Annotated in this window: 19 protein-coding genes; 9 read left to right on the top strand and 10 right to left on the bottom strand. The window is 61.6% G+C overall.

The window, feature by feature from the left end; all coding sequences use genetic code 11:
- The 8 genes from AC07UB_RS04810 (at position 1) to AC07UB_RS04775 (ending at position 8,322) form a co-directional block, all read left to right on the top strand.
- Positions 1–699 (top strand): phosphatidylserine decarboxylase, encoded by a 699-nt coding sequence (locus AC07UB_RS04810; protein WP_492792858.1) that lies wholly within the window; start codon positions 1–3, stop codon positions 697–699.
- A gap of 74 nt (positions 700–773) precedes the next feature.
- Positions 774–1,652, top strand: coding sequence for a CDP-diacylglycerol--serine O-phosphatidyltransferase (pssA, locus tag AC07UB_RS04805; protein ID WP_492792857.1), 879 nt, complete (start codon positions 774–776; stop codon positions 1,650–1,652).
- Positions 1,653–1,911: 259 nt separating this feature from the next.
- A complete protein-coding gene (locus AC07UB_RS04800; RefSeq protein WP_492792856.1) occupies positions 1,912–2,685 on the top strand; it encodes a motility protein A in 774 nt (257 codons plus the stop codon).
- A gap of 32 nt (positions 2,686–2,717) precedes the next feature.
- A complete protein-coding gene (locus AC07UB_RS04795) occupies positions 2,718–3,545 on the top strand; it encodes an OmpA/MotB family protein (protein WP_492792855.1) in 828 nt (275 codons plus the stop codon).
- 156 nt (positions 3,546–3,701) lie between these two features.
- The gene (locus AC07UB_RS04790) at positions 3,702–5,603 is read left to right on the top strand and encodes a potassium transporter Kup (protein WP_492792854.1); all 1,902 of its coding nucleotides are present in this window, start codon (positions 3,702–3,704) and stop codon (positions 5,601–5,603) included.
- A 97-nt stretch (positions 5,604–5,700) separates the two neighbouring features.
- Positions 5,701–6,033 (top strand): rhodanese-like domain-containing protein, encoded by a 333-nt coding sequence (locus tag AC07UB_RS04785; protein WP_492792853.1) that lies wholly within the window; start codon positions 5,701–5,703, stop codon positions 6,031–6,033.
- Positions 6,034–6,040: 7 nt separating this feature from the next.
- Positions 6,041–7,192: an aminotransferase gene (locus AC07UB_RS04780; protein ID WP_492792852.1), complete on the top strand. Its 1,152-nt coding sequence runs from the start codon at positions 6,041–6,043 to the stop codon at positions 7,190–7,192.
- Positions 7,193–7,230: 38 nt separating this feature from the next.
- Complete coding sequence (locus AC07UB_RS04775) at positions 7,231–8,322, top strand: polyamine ABC transporter substrate-binding protein (RefSeq protein WP_492792851.1); 1,092 nt, start codon at positions 7,231–7,233, stop codon at positions 8,320–8,322.
- Here AC07UB_RS04775 and AC07UB_RS04770 read toward each other — a convergent pair whose 3' ends face one another.
- From AC07UB_RS04770 to AC07UB_RS04740, 7 genes are all read right to left on the bottom strand, one after another.
- The gene (locus AC07UB_RS04770; protein WP_492792850.1) at positions 8,323–9,255 is read right to left on the bottom strand and encodes a lipid A biosynthesis lauroyl acyltransferase; all 933 of its coding nucleotides are present in this window, start codon (positions 9,253–9,255) and stop codon (positions 8,323–8,325) included.
- Positions 9,255–10,277 carry a zinc-binding dehydrogenase gene (locus AC07UB_RS04765; RefSeq protein ID WP_492792849.1) on the bottom strand — a complete coding sequence of 341 codons (1,023 nt, stop codon included), beginning with the start codon at positions 10,275–10,277 and terminating at the stop codon, positions 9,255–9,257. The genes AC07UB_RS04770 and AC07UB_RS04765 overlap by 1 nt, the downstream gene beginning before the upstream one ends.
- 100 nt (positions 10,278–10,377) lie before the next feature.
- Positions 10,378–11,658, bottom strand: coding sequence for a beta-ketoacyl-ACP synthase (locus AC07UB_RS04760; RefSeq protein ID WP_492792848.1), 1,281 nt, complete (start codon positions 11,656–11,658; stop codon positions 10,378–10,380).
- A 13-nt stretch (positions 11,659–11,671) separates the two neighbouring features.
- On the bottom strand, positions 11,672–12,871 hold the full coding sequence (locus AC07UB_RS04755) for a beta-ketoacyl-ACP synthase (RefSeq protein WP_492792847.1): 1,200 nt from the start codon (positions 12,869–12,871) through the stop codon (positions 11,672–11,674).
- Entirely contained in the window at positions 12,864–13,337 is a 474-nt protein-coding gene (locus AC07UB_RS04750; RefSeq protein WP_492792846.1) for a 3-hydroxyacyl-ACP dehydratase FabZ family protein, read from the bottom strand. Before AC07UB_RS04750 ends, AC07UB_RS04755 begins: the two co-directional genes overlap by 8 nt.
- Positions 13,338–13,348: 11 nt before the next feature.
- The gene (locus AC07UB_RS04745; protein WP_492792845.1) at positions 13,349–13,630 is read right to left on the bottom strand and encodes an acyl carrier protein; all 282 of its coding nucleotides are present in this window, start codon (positions 13,628–13,630) and stop codon (positions 13,349–13,351) included.
- A gap of 162 nt (positions 13,631–13,792) precedes the next feature.
- On the bottom strand, positions 13,793–14,107 hold the full coding sequence (locus AC07UB_RS04740) for a hypothetical protein (protein ID WP_492792844.1): 315 nt from the start codon (positions 14,105–14,107) through the stop codon (positions 13,793–13,795).
- A 232-nt stretch (positions 14,108–14,339) separates the two neighbouring features.
- Here AC07UB_RS04740 and AC07UB_RS04735 point away from each other — a divergent pair, with 232 nt between their 5' ends.
- A complete protein-coding gene (locus AC07UB_RS04735) occupies positions 14,340–14,963 on the top strand; it encodes a ParB-like protein (protein WP_492792843.1) in 624 nt (207 codons plus the stop codon).
- A 31-nt stretch (positions 14,964–14,994) separates the two neighbouring features.
- Here the strand turns inward: AC07UB_RS04735 and AC07UB_RS04730 are convergent, their stop codons facing one another.
- The 3 genes from AC07UB_RS04730 to AC07UB_RS04720 form a co-directional block, all read right to left on the bottom strand.
- Positions 14,995–15,462 carry an MgtC/SapB family protein gene (locus AC07UB_RS04730; RefSeq protein WP_492792842.1) on the bottom strand — a complete coding sequence of 156 codons (468 nt, stop codon included), beginning with the start codon at positions 15,460–15,462 and terminating at the stop codon, positions 14,995–14,997.
- A 22-nt stretch (positions 15,463–15,484) separates the two neighbouring features.
- The gene (locus tag AC07UB_RS04725) at positions 15,485–16,066 is read right to left on the bottom strand and encodes a peroxidase-related enzyme (RefSeq protein ID WP_492792841.1); all 582 of its coding nucleotides are present in this window, start codon (positions 16,064–16,066) and stop codon (positions 15,485–15,487) included.
- Positions 16,067–16,172: 106 nt separating this feature from the next.
- Positions 16,173–17,933, bottom strand: a complete 1,761-nt coding sequence (locus AC07UB_RS04720) for an ATP-binding protein (RefSeq protein ID WP_492792840.1) — start codon at positions 17,931–17,933, stop codon at positions 16,173–16,175.
- Positions 17,934–17,945 lie beyond the last annotated feature (12 nt).

The raw sequence follows: 17,945 nt of genomic DNA, 5'->3' as shown, positions 1-17,945 counted from the left end.
ATGTCCGTCGTCAATTCCATTCGCGCGCAAATTCCGCCGATCCACCCCGAAGGCTATCCCTTCATCGGAGCCTTCGCCTTCGCCAGTCTGATCCTGTTCTGGATCTGGACGCCGCTCGGCTGGATCGGATGCGGATTGACCGTGTGGTGCGCGCTGTTCTTCCGCGACCCGGTGCGCGTGACGCCGGTGCGCGAGGGCATCGTGGTGTCGCCGGCGGATGGCCGCGTCTCGATGGTGGTGCAGGCGGTGCCGCCGGCTGAACTCGGTCTCGGCGACAAGCCGCTGCCCCGCATCTCGATCTTCATGAGCGTGTTCAACTGCCACGTGAACCGCAGCCCGGTGGCCGGTCGTATCGACCGCATCGCCTACCGCCCCGGCAAGTTTCTCAATGCCGATCTCGACAAGGCGAGCGAGGACAACGAGCGCAACTCGCTGGTGATCTCGACACCGGCAGGCCGGATCGGGGTGATCCAGATTGCCGGTCTGGTGGCCCGGCGCATCGTGTCGTTCGTGAAAGAGGGACAGGTTCTGGGGGCAGGCGAGCGCTTCGGGCTGATCCGCTTCGGCTCCCGGCTCGATGTTTTTCTGCCGGAGGGCGCCAAAGCGCTGGTCTCGGAAGGGCAGACCGCCATTGCCGGCGAGACCGTACTGGCCGATTTCCAGCTCGGCGACGGCGGACGCAGCTACCGCGTCGATTAACCAAATCCTTGGTCGCCCTAACGGGCTTTTCGCCACAATGGTGAAGCAGGATAGGGCCTGCTATATAAGGCCCTATGACAATGCCTCCTGATCCCAGACCTGATCTGCGCCGCCGCCGGTTTCGCGAGATTCCGATCCGGATGCTTGTGCCCAACGTCATTACGTTGCTCGCGATCTGTGCCGGCCTGACTGCAATCCGCATGGCTATCGAAGGTCGTACCGAGCTCGCGCTCGGCCTGATCGTATTCGCCGCGGTGCTCGACGGCGTCGATGGCCGCGTTGCGCGCATGATCAAGGGCCAGTCCCGTTTCGGCGCGGAACTCGACAGTCTCGCGGACTTCGTGAACTTCGGCGTTGCGCCCGCGCTCATTTTGTATTTCTGGCAGTTGCACGACCTGAATAACGTCGGCTGGATCTCGGCGATGATTTTCGCGATCAGCGGCGGACTGCGGCTGGCGCGTTTCAACGCCACCATGGACGATCCGAACAAGCCCGCTTTCGCCGCGAACTACTTCACCGGCGTGCCTGCGCCGCTGGGTGCGATCTGCGTGCTGTTGCCGATGTATCTGGTGTTCATCGGCGCGCCCCAACTGCCGGCGCCGATCACGGCTGTTTTCACATTGGCAATTGCCTTCCTGATGGTGTCACGGCTTCCGGTGTTCTCGGGCAAGATGATCGGCGGCAAGATTGCGCCGGATATGGTGCTGCCGGTGGTCGTGCTTGTCGTGTTGTTCATCGCCGTTTTGATCAGTTATCCGTGGCATCTGCTGACCGGCGGCTCGCTGCTTTATCTTTTCAGCTTGCCGGTCGGGTGGTCGTCCTATCGCGAACACGAACGGCGCGCCCGCGCCGCTGCGGTGTCCGATCCGGCTCCCGCTTTTGTTCCGCCGTCCGATTTTCCCGCGACGGCCGATCCCGCCGCCGCGGATGACCGGCCCCCGCGCCTGAACTAGGGGCATGATCCCGACAGACCGTGGGTTCGCGCGCTCTTATGGTTAACCAATTCCTGACAGTTGTTATGGTCGCGCGTCGCTCCGCGTGAATATCGGCATGGATTACCGTCATTTGATGCTGTTTTCGTTGCGCACCCGACAATCTTGCCGGATGTGTGCGTGAATTCGATAACCTTTACCCGACCTTAATTGGCCCGACGCTAAGGTTAACCGCGCGCCTCAGAAAGAGCCGCGCCGTGCAGTTGCGTTGGAGTTGGTTATGGATATTGCCACCGGAGCCGGCATTCTGATCGGCATTGCCGTTCTGGTCACTCTCGTCCTGATGGGTGGCGATTTCCGGATTTTCTACGATAGCCACGCGATGATCATCATCTTCGGTGGATCGTTCGCGGCAACGCTGATCCGCTTTCCCTTCGTCGCCATCCTTCACGGCATGCCGCTGGGTCTGAAATACGCCTTCACCATGCGCCGCACGACGTCGCGCGATCTGGTCGACGAACTGGCGCGTCTTGCTGAAGTCGCGCGCAAGCAGGGGCCGGTCGGACTTGAGAAGGTCGAGACCGACGACCCCTTCCTCGCCAAAGGCATCCGCTACGTCGCCGACGGCTACGACATGGATTTCATTCGTGACAATCTCGAGCGCGACCGCGACAACTTCCTGCTTCACCTCGACGAGGGCCAGAAAATCTATCGCGCCATCGGCGACTGCGCGCCGGCCTTCGGCATGGTCGGTACGCTGATCGGCATGGTGCAGATGTTCTCCAACATGGCGGATCCGTCGAAGCTCGGTCCGTTCATGGCGATTTCGCTGCTGGCGACGCTTTACGGCGCGCTGGTCGCCAACCTGTTCTGTCTGCCGATCGCCGACAAGCTGCACGTGAAGCTGAGCGACGAGGAGGTCAACCGGACGCTGATCATCGACGGCATCCTGATGATCCGCGACGCCAAGTCGCCGACGCTGGTCCGCGAAATGCTTCTGGCCTATTTGCCGGAGAAGCATCGGATGGAAGAGGGCGAGCCGGTCCCGGCTTGAGATAACAGCACGGACGGGACGGAACACAGCACATGGCCAAGAAGAAACGGGGAGCGCACGCAGGAGGCCACGGCTGGTTCGTGACCTTCGCCGATCTCATGGCGCTGATGATGAGCTTCTTCGTCATGCTCGTTGCGTTCTCCACGCAGGACCAGCAGAAGCTGAAAATCGTCGCCGGCTCGATGCGCGACGCTTTCGGAGTCCAGAATGCCTCCCGCTTCTCTGGTTTGATCGAATCCGACGGTCTGCCGACGCGTCCGAAAATGAGAAACGTCGCGCACATCCCACCCGAAGAGGCGTCCAACACGCCGACCCCGGATCAGGAAGACAAGAACAAGACCGCCGGCGCGCGGATGAAGACCGATCGCGAATTCGCGCTGGCGTCGGCTTCGCTGCGCCAGGCGTTGCAGGATCTTCCGGAGATTTCCGAACTGTCGAAGCACATCATGTTCGAGGAAAACAAGCAGGGGCTCAATCTTGAAATCGTGGATCAGGATGGCCGCTCGATGTTCGCCGACGGCTCCAAGCAGCCGCTTGAACGGACGCGGCGACTGATCCAGAAACTGGCCGGACCGCTCAAGGCGACGCCGCTGCGCGTGGCCATTGTCGGACACACGTCCGCGGGATTTGTGCCCTCGCGATCCGGTTATGACGGCTTCGACTTGTCCGCCGACCGCGCCAACGTCGTTCGCCAAATCCTCGAGCAGGAGGGCTTGCCGTCCTCGCACGTGGGCTCCGTCACGGGCAAGGCCGACACCCAGCCGCTGTTTCCGGACGATCCCACGCTGGCCGCAAACCGGCGCGTGACCATCACATTGATGCGGGAGGAGCCGCCGCTGCCCCCGAATCTCAAGCCGTGATTTGACTGTATTATAATACCTTGAATTGGGTATGTTTTGCGGGTTCCATGCAGCTGTCGCAGTGGACTTCGCATGGCAGTGATATAAGAAGCGCCACTCCAAGGTGATTACCGGACTTGCCGGGATCAATGACTCCGTCAGGGCGTTTCCTCGATCATGGCTGCCAGCGACACACCTGCCGATACGCCCCAAGAGGTGCCGGTAACCACCGGGTTTTGGGCTCTGACCCTCGGCAGCATCGGCGTGGTGTTCGGGGACATCGGCACGTCGCCGCTGTACGCCTTTCGCGAAGCTGTTCATAACGCGACTCACGGCGGACCTGTGCCGCGCGAAATCGTGCTCGGCGTGCTGTCGCTGATCCTGTGGTCGCTGATCATCGTCGTCACCGTCAAATACGTGCTGCTGTTGCTGCGCGCCGACAACAACGGCGAGGGCGGAACGCTGTCGCTGATGGCTCTCGGGCAGCGGGCGCTCGGGCGACGCAGCTGGTTCTTGCTGGCGCTGGGCGTGATCGGCGGCGCGATGTTCCTCGGCGATGCAATGATCACGCCGGCGATCTCGGTTCTGTCAGCGGTGGAAGGTTTGAAAATCGCGGCGCCCGCGCTCGAACCTTATGTCGTTCCGCTGGCGATCCTCATTCTCGTTTGTTTGTTTGCCGTGCAGAGCCGGGGGACCGCGATGGTCGCCAACGCTTTCGGCCCGGTGATGATCATCTGGTTTCTGACGCTCGGCGTCATGGGACTGATGCATATCAGCGACGATCCAAGCATCGTGCACGCGATCAATCCCATCTTTGCGATCCAGTTTCTGCTGACGCACGGCATGATCGGACTGGTCATTCTCGGTGCGGTTTTTCTCGCCGTCACCGGCGGCGAGGCCCTGTACGCCGACCTCGGTCACTTCGGCCGCAAGCCAATCCAGTCAGCATGGTTTTTCTTCGTGCTGCCGTGCCTGCTGCTGAATTATTTCGGACAGGGCGCGCTCGTTCTGGCGCATCCGGAAGCCATCGAAAATCCATTCTACCGCATGGTGCCGGACCAGATGCTGGTGCCCTTGATCTGTCTTGCGACCGCGGCGACCGTCATCGCGAGCCAGGCGGTGATCACGGGCGCGTTCTCGCTTGTAGCACAGGCCATTCAGCTCGGGCTGCTGCCGCGCTTCGAGGTTCGCTACACCTCGGAGTCCCACGCGGGGCAAATCTACCTGCCGCGTGTCAATGTGCTTCTGCTGATCGGCGTTCTGCTGCTCGTCGGACTGTTCCGCACCTCGAGCGGGCTTGCATCGGCTTACGGCATCGCCGTCTCGACCACGATGGTCTGCGACGGCATCATGGGCTTCGTCGTGATCTGGAAGCTCTGGAACTGGCGCGCGGCGACGGCGGCTGCGCTGATCGTGCCGCTGGTGATCGTCGATCTCACATTCCTCACCGCGAACCTCCTGAAGATTTTCCAGGGCGCCTGGGTGCCGGTGCTGTTCGGAATGTTCATGGCCATGCTGGTCTGGACATGGCGCCGGGGCGCTACGATCCTGACCAACAAAACGCGGCGCACCGAAGTGCCGCTGCTCGACCTGATCAAGAGCCTCGAAAAGCGGCCGCCCCACATCGTCAAGGGCACCGCCGTGTTCCTGACCAGCGGTCCCGAATACGTTCCCACCGCACTGCTGCATAATCTGAAGCACAACAAGGTTCTTCATGAACACAACGTGATCCTCACCATTCGCACGGCGGAGACGCCGCGCGTCGATCTGACGGATCGGGTGTGGATGGAAAATATCAGCGACAAATTCACAGCTGTCCGGCTGAATTTCGGCTTCATGGAATCGCCGAATGTGCCCAAGGCGCTGGCGATCGCGCGCAAGCTCGGCTGGCAGTTCGACATCATGTCGACGTCGTTCTTCGTCTCGCGGCGTTCGCTGAAGCCTGCGGCGCAGTCCGGCATGCCAAAGTGGCAGGATCACCTGTTCATCGCCATGAGCCGTTCGGCCAATGATGCGACCGATTATTTCCAGATTCCGACCGGCCGTGTGGTGGAAGTCGGCACGCAGGTCACGATCTAGACTGACAGCTTGATTTTCTCTCTGCAAAAAGAGAGGGTTGCGCCGTTCATGCACGGTCCCTCGAAGCCTTTCGGGATCATGCCCAGCGGAGGTCGATGTGTCGCAAGATCATAAAGTTCACGATTTGACAGCGGAAGAGGTCGCCACCGGAATTGCCGAAGGGCGTTATCTTCTGGTCGACGTGCGCGAGCCGAATGAAGTCGCTGTCGAGGCGTATCCGGACGCGGTGGTGGTGCCGCTTTCGGCCTTCGACACAGCAGATATTCCCGACCCGCAGGGAAAGACGGTCGTATTTGCCTGCCGCTCCGGCAAGCGCTCGGTGACGGCTTCGCTCGCCGCGCAGGCCGACGGCAAGCCTTATGACTCTCACCTCGCCGGCGGCATGTTGGCCTGGAAGGCGGCCGGACTCCCGTCCAAGACCGGCGGCTGATCTTCCGATGAACAAGATTTTCGCGGACCTGCCGAACACCATCTTCGACGTCATGTCGCAGGCCGCGCGTGATTTGAACGCGATCAATCTCGGTCAGGGTTTTCCCGACGATCCGGGGCCGCTCGACATCCGCCAGAAAGCCGCCGACGCGGTACTGAACGGCTACAATCAATACCCTTCCATGATGGGGATCCCTGAGTTGCGTCAGGCGATCGCGACGCATTACGCCCATTGGCACGGTGTGCAACTCGACCCCATGACCGAGGTCATGGTGACCTCCGGCGCTACGGAAGCGTTGACGGGATCTATCCTCGGCTTGGTCCAGCCCGGCGATGAGGTGCTGGTTTTCCAGCCGATGTACGATTCCTATGTCCCGATCATCCGGCTCGCGGGCGGCATTCCGAAATTTCTTCGGCTGGAGCCGCCGCACTGGCGATTGCCGGAAGAGGCGATCCGCGCCGCGATCACGCCGAAGACACGCTATGTCATGCTCAACAATCCGCTCAATCCGGCCGCCGTGGTCTATCCGCGCGAAGATCTCGAGATGCTGGCACGTGTCTGCCAGGAATTCGATCTGATCGCGATTTGCGATGAGGTCTGGGAGCATGTGGTGTTCGACGGCCGCGCGCATATTCCGCTGATTTCGCTTCCCGGGATGCGGGACCGCACGGTGAAGATCGGCTCCGCGGGCAAGATGTTCGGGCTGACCGGGTGGAAAATTGGTTTCGTCTGCGCCGCGCCGCACATCCTGCGCGTGGTTGCAAAGGCGCATCAGTTCATCACCTTCACGACCGCGCCGAACCTTCAGGTCGCGGTTGCTTACGGCCTCGGCAAGCCGGACGACTATTTTATCCAGATGCGGACCGAACTGGCGCGCAGCCGCGACAGGCTGAGCAAGGGACTCTCCAGTCTCGGATTCCCCGTGCTCGATTCACAGGGCACTTATTTCCTGAATGTCGATCTCGCGCCGCTCGGGCTGAACGAGACGGATGAGGCTTTCTGCAAGCGGATCGTGCACGATCACAAGGTCGCGGCGATCCCGGTATCGGCCTTCTACGAGGAAAACCATGTAACCTCGGTGGTCCGGTTTTGTTTTTCCAAGAAAGATTCGACGCTCGACACCGCGCTGGAGCGGCTGTCGCACGTTCTTCACCGCTAAGACGAGAGATACCGATGCGCGTTGCTTTGATGAGAGCCATGCGGACAACCTGCGTCGTCGCGGGGGTGGTGGCGATAGGGGCACTGACCGGAGCGCAGGCGCAGCAGCGCAGCGTGAACTTCTACAACTGGTCGAACTATATGGCGCCCGGTGTGCTCGAACAGTTCACCAAGGAGACCGGAATCAAGGTCACCTACGATACCTTCGATGCCAACGAGACGCTTGAAACGCGCTTGCTCGCAGGCAAGTCCGGCTACGACGTTGTGGTGCCTACGGCGTATTTTCTTCAGCGTCAGATCGCGGCGAATGTTTTCCAGAAGCTGGACAAGTCGAAGCTGCCGAATCTCGTCAATGCATGGCCTGAAGTGACCAGGCGCCTCGCGATCTACGATCCCGGCAATACGTTTGCCGCCAACTACATGTGGGGCACCACAGGGATCGGCTACAACGTCGGCAAGCTGCGCGAAATTCTCGGCCCCGATGCGAAGATCGAATCCTGGGATATGGTGTTCAAGCCCGAGAACCTCGCGAAGTTCAAGGACTGCGGCATTCACATGCTGGACTCCGCCGATGACATTCTGCCGGCGGCGCTGAACTATCTCAGCCTCGATCCGAATTCGACGAAACAGGCCGATCTGGACAAGGCCGCCGATCTGGCCGGCAAGGTGCGGCCCTATGTGCGGAAGTTTCACTCCTCCGAATATTTGAGCGCGCTTGCGACCGGCGAAATCTGCTTTGTGGTCGGCTGGTCGGGCGATATCAAGCAAGCCCAGAGCCGCGCGGCAGAAGCGAAGAACGGCGTCGAGATCGGCTACGCGATCCCGAAGGAGGGCGCGCAGATGTTCTTCGACAATCTCGCCATTCCGGCGGACGCGAGGAATGTCGCTGAGGCCTATGAGCTGATCAACTATCTCTACAGGCCCGATGTCGCGGCGAAGAATTCCGATTTTTTGTCTTACGCGAACGGCAATCTTGCCAGCCAGAAGCTGATCGATCCGAAAATCTTCAATGACAAGACGGTCTATCCCGATCAGGCGACGCTGAACCGGCTGTTCGTCATTACGTCGCGCGATCCGGCGACCCAGCGCATCATCAACCGGCTCTGGACGCGGGTAAAGACGGGACGGTGATTACCGCCAGCGGCGGTGCAGCCACAGCCATTGTTCGGGATGTTCGCGAATCCATCCCTCGATCACTGTGGTGATCGCCTGCGTCGTTGCTTGCACGTCGACCTTGCCGTCGGCGTCGCGCACCGGCTTCACCTCGTCCGATATTTCGGCACGGAAGCGGTGGTTCGGCAGCCGGACGATACGGACGCCGTGGATCGGCACGTCCACCTGGCGGGCGAGGCGGGCGAGCAGGGGATTGGCCTTGGTGGTGCGGCCGAAGAACGTCACATCCACACCGCGCCCGAAATGCTGATCCACCAGCATGCCGACGTGTACGCCGCTATCAAGAGCATGAGCCAGCCGCAACGGCGCGTCGTGCGTGGTTGCGATCATCGTGCCCATGTTGACTGAGCGGATGTCCTGGATGGCGCGATCGACGGCGGCGATGTTCGGCCGTCGAAACAGCACCGCCGATTCGAGTCCGTAGGCCGGACCCGCGAGCGCGGGCAGTTCCCAATTGGCGAGGTGGCTCGCGAACACCAGCGCACCCTTGCCGTCATCGCGCAGCGCTTCAAACTTCGCCGTCGCGTCGGGCGCCAGTTCGATGCGGCCCTTGTCCGGATGATTGGGATCGAGGTTCCAGATGTGATCGAGATGCGCAAATTCGGCGCCGACGCGACCGAGGTTGTCCCACACGCCCATCAGAATGGCGTCGATCTCGGCGGATGATTTGTCGGGAAAGGCTGCGGTCAGGTTGGTGCGGCCGGTCTTGTGTTCAGGCAGCCATGGTCCGATGGCGCGCGTGACCGATGCGAAGAAGTCAGCCGTCTTGTCCGGATCGAAGTAGCGAGTGACCCGCAACAGGGCGACGGCGATCGCGCCGAGGATCGCGCCCGTCACGGGCTTCAGCGCATCGCGCAGAATGGCTCTCGTTCGGAGGACAACGCGAAGCATCAGAATGTCACGACGATCTTGCCGAACACCTGTCGGCTTTCCATCCGCTTGAGCGCCGCGGCCACATCGTCGATCGGCACCTCGGTATCGATCACCGGCTTCATGCCGACGGCCATCTTGTCGAGGCTCTCGGCGATGTTGCGCATGGTGGCGCCGAACGATCCGAAGATGCGGTACTGTTGCTGAAAGAGCTGCATCAGGTTGATGGTCGTGGTCGGGCCCGATGTCGAGCCGCAGGTCACCAGACGTCCGCCGCGCTTCATCGTGAGCAGCGAGCCGTTGAAGGTATCCGCGCCGACATGCTCGAACACGACATCGACGCCTTTCTTCTTGGTGATCTTGCGCGTCTCGTGCTCGAAGCGATCCTTGCGATAGTTGATGACGTGATCCGCGCCGAGCGCCTTCACGCCCTCGATTTTCGAATCGTCGCCGACGGTGGTGATGACGGTGCAGCCGATGGCCTTGGCCATCATGATCGCGACCGTACCGATACCGGAGCCGCCGGCATGAACCAGAATGGTCTCGCCCGGCAGCAGCTTGGCGTTGTCGAACAGCATGTGCTGAACGGTGGAGAATGCGATCGGCGCGCAGGCGGCGTCGCGATCGGCCACGCCATCGGGCACCGGAATGACCAGTCGCTCGTTGAGGTTCATCAATTCACGCGCGAAGCCATCGACATGGAAGCCCATGATGCCGGCGACGTTTTCGCAGAGGTTATCGCGGCCGGCCTGACATGCAGGGCAGGTGCCGCAGGTCAGCGCGCCGTACATCACGACTTTCTGGCCGGGCTTGAAGCGCGTCACGCCGCTACCGACGGATGCGATCTCACCGGAGGCTTCCGCGCCCACCACGAGCGGGAGCTTGCGCTTGGCGAACGCCATGCCGCGGTAACCCCAGACGTCGATATGGTTGAGCGCCACCGCGTTGACGCGGATTTGCACCTCTCCCGCGCCCGGCGGCGGGGGAGGCGGCGCATCGGCGACCACCAGCTGGCGGTCGGCAACAAGACTGAGCGCACGCATAATACCGTGTCTCCGGTACGAAAGGTGATGAAAAACTGTTGGGCTGCGTATCGCCGGTTCGGCCGATGGCGTCAACTGCCGGCCGGCCGTAGCCGGGCCGCTAGATAGGCTCGCGCGTCAGGATCAGGGACGCGTTCTGGCCGCCGAAGCCGAACGAATTCGACATGACCGCGGTCACACGTGCATCGCGGGCCTTGTTCGGGACGACGTCGAACGGAATCGCGGGATCCGGAACGTCGTAGTTGATCGTCGGCGGGATACGCTGATGCTCTAGCGTCAGCAGTGAGAACACGGCTTCCACGGCACCTGCCGCGGAGAGCGTATGTCCGACCATCGACTTGTTGGATGAGACCGGAATTTCCTTGGCGCGATCGCCGAACACCATCGAAATGCCGAGATATTCCATCTTGTCGTTCTCAGGTGTTCCGGTGCCGTGAGCGTTGATGTAGTCGATCTGCTCGATGCCGACACCGGCGTCCGACAGCGCGTTGCGCACGCATCCGACGATGGGTTTGCCGTCCGGGCTGGAGCGGGTGCGATGGAACGAGTCCGCGAGTTCACCGCAGCCAGCGACAACGCCGAGAATCTTCGCGCCGCGCGCAGTAGCGGCTTCGAGGCTTTCCAGCACGAGTGCGCCTGCGCCTTCCGCCATGACGAAGCCATCGCGGTTCTTCGAGAACGGCCGCACCGCCGCGTGCGGCGGATCGTTGTTCGTCGAAAGCGCCGAGAGCAGCGAGAAGCGGATCAACGCTTCGGGATTGACCGAGCCGTCCGTCGCCACGCAGAGCGCAGCATCGGTTTCGCCGCGGCGGATCGCCTCGACGCCGAGTTGAATCGCGGTCGCGCCAGATGCGCAAGCCGTGGACAGCGAGATTGGCGAACCTTTTGTTCCGAAGGTGTCGGCCAGATGATCGGCGACCGAGCCGAAGACGAAACGGCGGTGTAGGGCGGTGAATTTGCCGCCGCCGCTTGCCTTGAGAAGCGCATCGTAGTCGATGCCGGATTTCAGCCCCGTGGCGCGGGCGATGTCCTGCCGCGGCTCCCATTCGAGTTCGACAGGCGCGACCGCCAGAAACAATGGACCGGGGAAGTCGCCCTTGGCGCCGATGCCGGCCTGCGCGACGGCTTCTTCCGTTGCGACGTCGGCAAGGCGTTCGGACAGCACTGTGGATGAGAACGGCTCGACTGGAATGAAGTCGATCGTACCCGCCATCGTGGTCTTGAGACCGTCGGTCGGAAAGCGCGTGATGGTCCGGATGCCGGATTCGCCCGCCGACAGCTTGGCCCAGTTATCGGATTTGCCCGCGCCGAGAGATGTCACGACGCCCATGCCGGTGACGACGACGATCGGCCGTCCGAATTTGTCGCGAGTCGCTGTCATCGTGTTTCCCCGCTTATACGGCCTCGACCAGCGCCATGCCTTCGCCGCGCCAGTGACCGGCTCCGATCACAACAATCTGGGATGGCGGCGTGGTCATTTCAATCTCGACGCCAGTGGTATCGTTCGGCGGGAACAGCGCTCCCCGCGAGATCGACAGCGCGGCGAGTGCGATGCCGAGAGGGAATTGCGCCTCCACGGTATGGCCAAACGCGGTACCTGTCGCGCGTGCGGGAATGTCCTTGTGATTACCAAGAAATGCGCGCTCCTCGGCGGTGACGGGCGCTGCCCCGGTGGCCCCGGTGATGATCGCGCTGGTCTGGCCGGCGGCGCCGATCTTCGACCACAAGCCGTCAAGCGTCGCGGTCACGTCGCCGCTCGCTTTGCGCGGTGCGCGGTCGGCGACAACCTTCGTGAGTTTCGCATAGGGCTTCGCGCCGCGCGCCTGCGCGTGTTCTTTCGATTCGATGACGAGAAACACACCGCCCGCGCCGAGCGCGAAGCCGTTGTCCCGCTGCCAGACCGGCGAAAACTTATCCTTGAGATTGAAATCGCCGAACTCGTAGAGCATCAGCATTTCCTTGCGCTCGCTGTTTTGCGCCGCGCCGACAAGAGCGATGTCGCTCTGACCGGCTGCGATACGCGCCAGCGCAATACGCGCGGCATCGACGCCCGCTGCTTCCTCGCCCATGAACGTGCGCGACGATCCGGTGACGCCGTGGACGATGGAGATGTTACCGGCAAGCAGGTTGGAGAGCTGCGCCAGGAACAGTGTCGGGCGCAGGTCGTTCATCAGCCGTTCGTTGAGAAAACCCGGCGCGGCGTTGCCCTGGACGTCGGCATTGATGATCGCGGAATCGACCGCGAGATCCCGTTCGCCGCCGCCGGCGGCGACGATCATGTCCATCCGGGAAAGAATGTCAGCGTTGCCTTTGACGCCGGCGGAGTCGAGCGCGAGACCTGCGGCATAGGTGCCGATGCGCTGCCACGCTTCCATCTGGCGCTGGTCGCCCTTCTTGGGGATCTGCGCGTCGAAGCTCAGCTTCGTCATCGGGTGGATGACGTAGGGGGCGAACGCCGTCTCATCGACATTGATCGTCTTGCTGTTCAGTGCATCCCAGTGCGCGTCGAGGCCTTCGCCGAGCGAGGTGGCAAGGCCGATGCCCGTGATCCAGGCTTCGCGCGGGCCGCCAGTCGATGAAGGGGTCTCAGCCATGAGCGATTGCCTGTTCAGGAAAGCCGATACGCTTCGCCATCGCTTCCATATGCACGCGCAAGTCTGGATGCGGGAACGGCGTGTGACGGAAGGTCAGCGTCGCGTTGCATTTCAGTTTGCCGCCGATGTGGATCTTCGCCTCGGTCACTGCAAATCCGGAGCCATCGTGGACCAGACTGGCGTCGATCGTCAGCAGTTCGCCCGGCGTCACGAAGTCCCTCATCTTGGCTTCCTTGACGCTGGCCAGAAACGGCATCCGCTGGAATTTCAGATGGGCGATCAGGAGCCAGCCGGAGGTCTGCGCCATTGCTTCGATCAGCAGCACACCCGGCATTAGTGGATAGCCGGGAAAGTGCCCTTCGAAGATCGTGCTGGCCTGCGGAACCTGCGCTTCGACCGTAATTGTCCGCTTGCCGACGTCGAGATCGGTGATGCGGTCAATCAGCTGGAAGTATTCGAGATGCATGGCCGGGCGCGTCAGGCGCCCTTGGCGGCGACCAATTCGTCGATGCGCGCGCTGAGGTTCTTCAGGACAAAGTACTGCTCGGTCGTGGCCTTGCCGTCATTGACCTCCTGCGTCCACTTCTCCAGCGGCAGCTTGATCCCGAATGCCTTGTCGATCGCAAAAGCGATGTCGAGGAAGTCGAGACTGTCGATGCCCAGATCGTCGATGGCGTGGCTTTCCGGGGTGATCGTGTCGCGTGGAATGTCGCAGGTTTCCGCAATGATCGTGGCGACCTGATCGAATGTAGCAGACATGCTAAACCTTTGAGATTTCAGAGATAAATGCCATGTTTGGCGCGGGGAGCACGCTGCGAAACCGTGCCGCGGTCCCCTCCGGACGGGTTGAATCCCCGTATATCGGAGCGATGCTCTGAGTTCAATGGCGCAGCAGGTCTGGCAAGAGGCTGGTTTTCGGGGCTAATTGTGGCGAACCGGGTCGGTTTTCTGCGCGGAAATTTGCGCGCAATCCCGCCGGCCCATCAGCACGCAATCCTGCTTGCTGCGCAGATCGGCCAAGGTCACCGCAAGCCAGATGCCAACGCCGGTCAGCGCCGCCGTAAACGCGATGGCGGCGACGTTCGTGATCATCCGGTGACGATATTCGTCGGGGCTCTCGTCTCCGCGCTCATAACGGGACAGGTCCGGCGCCAGCTTGCCGGACGTCGCGGCTGACGGCGGCCGCGCATGCGTGCGTGGACGGAATTTCAGCACGCGATGTTCGCCGTCGGTCATGGGAAGCGGCTCCAAATCAGCATGATCATACTAGTCCGCTGAACACTCGTGTCTCCGGAAAAGAGAGTATTCCTGTGATGCCAAAAAGGATAGGTCGGAACCTGCTTTCCGGAGAGCGCCTGTGCGGCGCATGATGACCGGAAATGCGATGTCCTGAAAGTGATGTGACAGGGCGCTTCGTCTCTCTGCAGTTTGGTAGATTGCTGCAATCGCCCACTGGAGTCCTGCAATCATGGCAAGCAAGCGAGAACCTCTTCTGACACCTGTTTCAATTTTGTCGCTGCGTCCGACGCAGATGACCGTCGGCATGAGGGAGGTCAAAGAAAAGCGCAAACGCTGGCGTGAGCACAAAGATAAAAAGCGAGCTCAACTGCTCGGCAAGCACATGATCCCGGTCGTCGTCGGCCCGGACAAGAAAAACTATGTGATTGATCATCATCATCTGGCCAAGGCACTGCATGAGGAAGGCGAGAAGGATGTTCTGGTCTCCGTCGTCGCCGATCTCACGATGGTCGACCGAAAGGCATTCTGGGTTGTGCTCGACAATCATCGCTGGGTGTACCCCTATGATGCGAAGGGCGAGCGCCGCAATTACAGCGATCTGCCGAAAGACGTGACCGGGTTGAAGGACGATCCGTTCCGGAGTCTCGCCGGCGAATTGCGCCGGGCCGGAGGCTTCGCGAAAGATACGACACCGTTCAGTGAATTCCTGTGGGCGGATTTTTTGCGCCGGCGCATATCGCGCAAGACGGTCGATGGTGATTTCGACAAGGCCATCGAACAGGCGCTGTCGCTCGGCAAAAGCAAGGACGCGATCTATCTGCCCGGCTGGTGCGGTCCAGCGGACGACGACTAGGCCTCATCTGCTAATTCATTTCAGGCTTGCATCAGTCGGGTTTTGCGTCATCCGACGGCTTTCCGCCGAAGGCCCGATGCACCGTCCGCTCCAGCGGTCCGCCGAACACAAGCAACAGAAACGCAATGCCGAGCGCGATGCCGACCAGTCGCCAATGTCCGAGACCGCATACGACGCCGATACAGGCCGTGAACCAGACGCAGGCCGCGCTCGTAAGTCCCTTCACTTTATGCTGTTCGGCGTGAACGATCACACCGGCGCCGAGAAAGCCGATGCCAGTGAGGATTCCCTGGATGACACGGCTTGTTGCGTCTGAAAGCTGGCCTGCCTCGAGAGCCGCCGGGTTGGAGATCAGGACGATCAACGCGGTTGCGAGGCCGACCATCCCCAGCGTTCGCAGACCGATCGGCTTTCCCTGCAGGTCACGGTTGAGTCCGATCGCGCCGGACGCCAGCGTGGCGACGCCGAGCCGCAAAACGATGTCCCACCAGTCGAGCATCGATCGCCTTTCCGAGGGCGCGTTATGTCTTCGGCACGCGGCCCATCATGTAGAATTCGTCGTTCGGGCGCATGTCGGTGACGCTCGCCATGCGGTTCGATAGCGCGAAGAACGCCGCAATCGCGGCGATATCCCAGATGTCGTCGTCGCTGAATCCGTGGCCGCGCAAAATATCAAAATCCTGCGGCGATGTTTTCTGTGATTCCAGACAGACCTTCACCGCGAAATCGAGCATGGCGCGCTGGCGTGGTGTGATATCGGCCTTGCGGTAGTTGTTGGCGATCTGGTCCGCGATCAGCGGGTTCTTCGCGCGAATGCGCAACACCGCGCCGTGCGAGACCACACAATAGTGGCACTGGTTCGCTGCGCTGGTTGCGACCACGATCATTTCGCGCTCGGTCTTGCTCAGTCCGCCGTCCTTTTCCATCAGCGCGTCGTTGTAGGCGAAGAACGCGCGGAACTCGTCCGGCCGGTAGGCCAGCGCGAGAAAGACGTTCGGCACGAAGCCCGACTTCTCCTGCACGCCAAGAATGCGCGTGCGGATGTCGTCCGGCAATGAATTCAGTGCGGGCACTGGAAAGCGGCTGATGGGAGGCGTCGTCATGATGGTGGGTCCGATGCAAGCGTCATGGATGACGTGGACCATAATCGAGGACGACGCCGGCGCAAAGCGGCGGCTCGCGCACGGCAGTTCTGCGAAGGTTCGGCAATCAGCGCAAGGGCTTCTTTAGCAGCGAGAACCGATCCGGATCGAGCCCGAGCGAGGGCTGCAGCATCGGCGCGTCCGGCATGCGCTGAACCGGGCGGTCGATGGCAGTTCGATCGAACGTCGGATCGTTCGGCGTCTCGCGATGGGATGTCGCGCCACGCCAGCGCTCCAGCACGGAGCTGACGAAGGAGATGTCGTGGCCGCTGTGTGCCGAGGGCGTCGTCGCGATGGTCGCTTCGCTGCGCGGCAACTGATGGGCCGGAACTTCCTTGAAGCGAAGCCGTGTCGGCAGCGCGACACCTTCGCCGAATGCCAGAACTTCGCGTGTTCCGAGCGATGGCACGAAGGACAAAAGATTCGCCGCGGCGTCCGACACCGCGGAGCGCAACAGCGCCTGGTCACGGTCATTCGCAAGCCGCATCGCGAATAGGGTGTTGCATTGGGAAATGATCGTTGCGTCGAGTTCGGCCGGCCGCTGTGTGACGAGTGCAAGATAGACGCCGTACTTGCGGCCTTCCTTGGCGATGCGCGACACGGCCTTGCGGGTCGGTCCGAAGCCTACACCGCGATCGGCAGACGCGTAGCGATGCGCTTCCTCGCAAACGAACAGCAGCGGCGAGGCGCCGTCGCTCCACAATCCGAAATCGAACGCCATGCGGCACAACACAGACACCACCGAGTCCACGACCTCTGCGGGGAACCCGGCGAGCTGCATGATGGTCATGGGCCGGCCGTTGGCCGGCATCCGGAACAGAAGACTGATGACTTCCGCCATCGTGTCGCCGCCGACGTTGGCGTTCTCGAACATGAAGGCGTAGCGCGGATCGTTCTTGACGGTTTCGATGCGCGAAATCAGCTTGTGATAGACGATGCGCGACGAGCGGTTTTCCAGCTTGCCCATGCGCTCGTCGATCAGCGAGATCAGATCGACCAGCCGGTAGGGGACCGGCGTATCGGCTGTGTAGCCGATGGTCTTGGCATCGACGCGCTTCAGGCCGACGCGGTCGCTGTTCTGGTATTGCGTGTAGGTGGCCTTCGCGACGGGAATAAGCTCGACGAGCACTTCAAGCTCTTCCGGAACGCCGGGGCGTCCGCCGAAGATCACGTCGACGAATTCTTCGAAATTGAAAAGCCAGAAAGGCAGCTTCAAATTGCGTGGATTGAGAACCAGGGCTCGTTCGCCGAAACAGCGGCCATATTCGTTATGCACATCGAGCAGGAAGACGCGCAGGTTCGGCCGCACGCGGAGAATTTCGTTCAGCAGCAGCGAAACGCCGCTTGATTTTCCGACGCCGGTGGACCCGAGCACCGCGAAGTGCTTGCTCAGCATGTCCTCGACGTCGACATAGGCGGTGACGGACGGATCCTGCTGCAATGTGCCGATGTTGATCTGCTCGGCTTTTGAAGGCGCATAGACCGTCCGGAGTTGCTGGTTGGTCAGCACGTCCACCAGATCCCCGATGGTCGGATAGCTGGTGACGCCGCGCTGGAAGCGGCCGTTGGGGCCGGCGGCGATTTCGCCCAGCAGATCGACGGACGCGATCGCGATGCAGTTGTCGGCGGCCGGCAGGTTCTCGCGGCTGACCTCGGTGATCATCGCGACAATGATCGTGTTTGCGGTTCGGATGCCGAAAAACTGGCCGACGGTCGCGCGCACGTTCGAATCGTTGATCTGGCTGGTCGCCACGAGCCCGATGCGCGCTTGCGAGCCGCGAACCGAAATGACTCGTCCGAGGGCCGCTGGTTGCGGTGAATTCATCATGCGGAGATTTGG

It is taken from the genome of Afipia sp. GW821-FHT04G03, from assembly GCF_059419985.1.
Note: the sequence above shows the minus strand (reverse complement) of the source record. Positions and strands in the feature narration are given on the sequence as shown.

Excerpts from the sequence above, each read along its gene's own strand:
- AC07UB_RS04810 (WP_492792858.1), top strand. The coding sequence starts at position 1 with ATGTCCGTCGTCAATTCCATTCGCGCGCAAATTCCGCCGATCCACCCC.
- pssA (WP_492792857.1), top strand. The coding sequence starts at position 774 with ATGACAATGCCTCCTGATCCCAGACCTGATCTGCGCCGCCGCCGGTTT.
- AC07UB_RS04800 (WP_492792856.1), top strand. The coding sequence starts at position 1,912 with ATGGATATTGCCACCGGAGCCGGCATTCTGATCGGCATTGCCGTTCTG.
- AC07UB_RS04795 (WP_492792855.1), top strand. The coding sequence starts at position 2,718 with ATGGCCAAGAAGAAACGGGGAGCGCACGCAGGAGGCCACGGCTGGTTC.
- AC07UB_RS04790 (WP_492792854.1), top strand. The coding sequence starts at position 3,702 with ATGGCTGCCAGCGACACACCTGCCGATACGCCCCAAGAGGTGCCGGTA.
- AC07UB_RS04780 (WP_492792852.1), top strand. The coding sequence starts at position 6,041 with ATGAACAAGATTTTCGCGGACCTGCCGAACACCATCTTCGACGTCATG.
- AC07UB_RS04775 (WP_492792851.1), top strand. The coding sequence starts at position 7,231 with ATGCGGACAACCTGCGTCGTCGCGGGGGTGGTGGCGATAGGGGCACTG.
- AC07UB_RS04770 (WP_492792850.1), bottom strand. The coding sequence starts at position 9,255 with ATGCTTCGCGTTGTCCTCCGAACGAGAGCCATTCTGCGCGATGCGCTG.
- AC07UB_RS04765 (WP_492792849.1), bottom strand. The coding sequence starts at position 10,277 with ATGCGTGCGCTCAGTCTTGTTGCCGACCGCCAGCTGGTGGTCGCCGAT.
- AC07UB_RS04760 (WP_492792848.1), bottom strand. The coding sequence starts at position 11,658 with ATGACAGCGACTCGCGACAAATTCGGACGGCCGATCGTCGTCGTCACC.
- AC07UB_RS04755 (WP_492792847.1), bottom strand. The coding sequence starts at position 12,871 with ATGGCTGAGACCCCTTCATCGACTGGCGGCCCGCGCGAAGCCTGGATC.
- AC07UB_RS04750 (WP_492792846.1), bottom strand. The coding sequence starts at position 13,337 with ATGCATCTCGAATACTTCCAGCTGATTGACCGCATCACCGATCTCGAC.
- AC07UB_RS04745 (WP_492792845.1), bottom strand. The coding sequence starts at position 13,630 with ATGTCTGCTACATTCGATCAGGTCGCCACGATCATTGCGGAAACCTGC.
- AC07UB_RS04740 (WP_492792844.1), bottom strand. The coding sequence starts at position 14,107 with ATGACCGACGGCGAACATCGCGTGCTGAAATTCCGTCCACGCACGCAT.
- AC07UB_RS04735 (WP_492792843.1), top strand. The coding sequence starts at position 14,340 with ATGGCAAGCAAGCGAGAACCTCTTCTGACACCTGTTTCAATTTTGTCG.
- AC07UB_RS04730 (WP_492792842.1), bottom strand. The coding sequence starts at position 15,462 with ATGCTCGACTGGTGGGACATCGTTTTGCGGCTCGGCGTCGCCACGCTG.
- AC07UB_RS04725 (WP_492792841.1), bottom strand. The coding sequence starts at position 16,066 with ATGACGACGCCTCCCATCAGCCGCTTTCCAGTGCCCGCACTGAATTCA.
- AC07UB_RS04720 (WP_492792840.1), bottom strand. The coding sequence starts at position 17,933 with ATGATGAATTCACCGCAACCAGCGGCCCTCGGACGAGTCATTTCGGTT.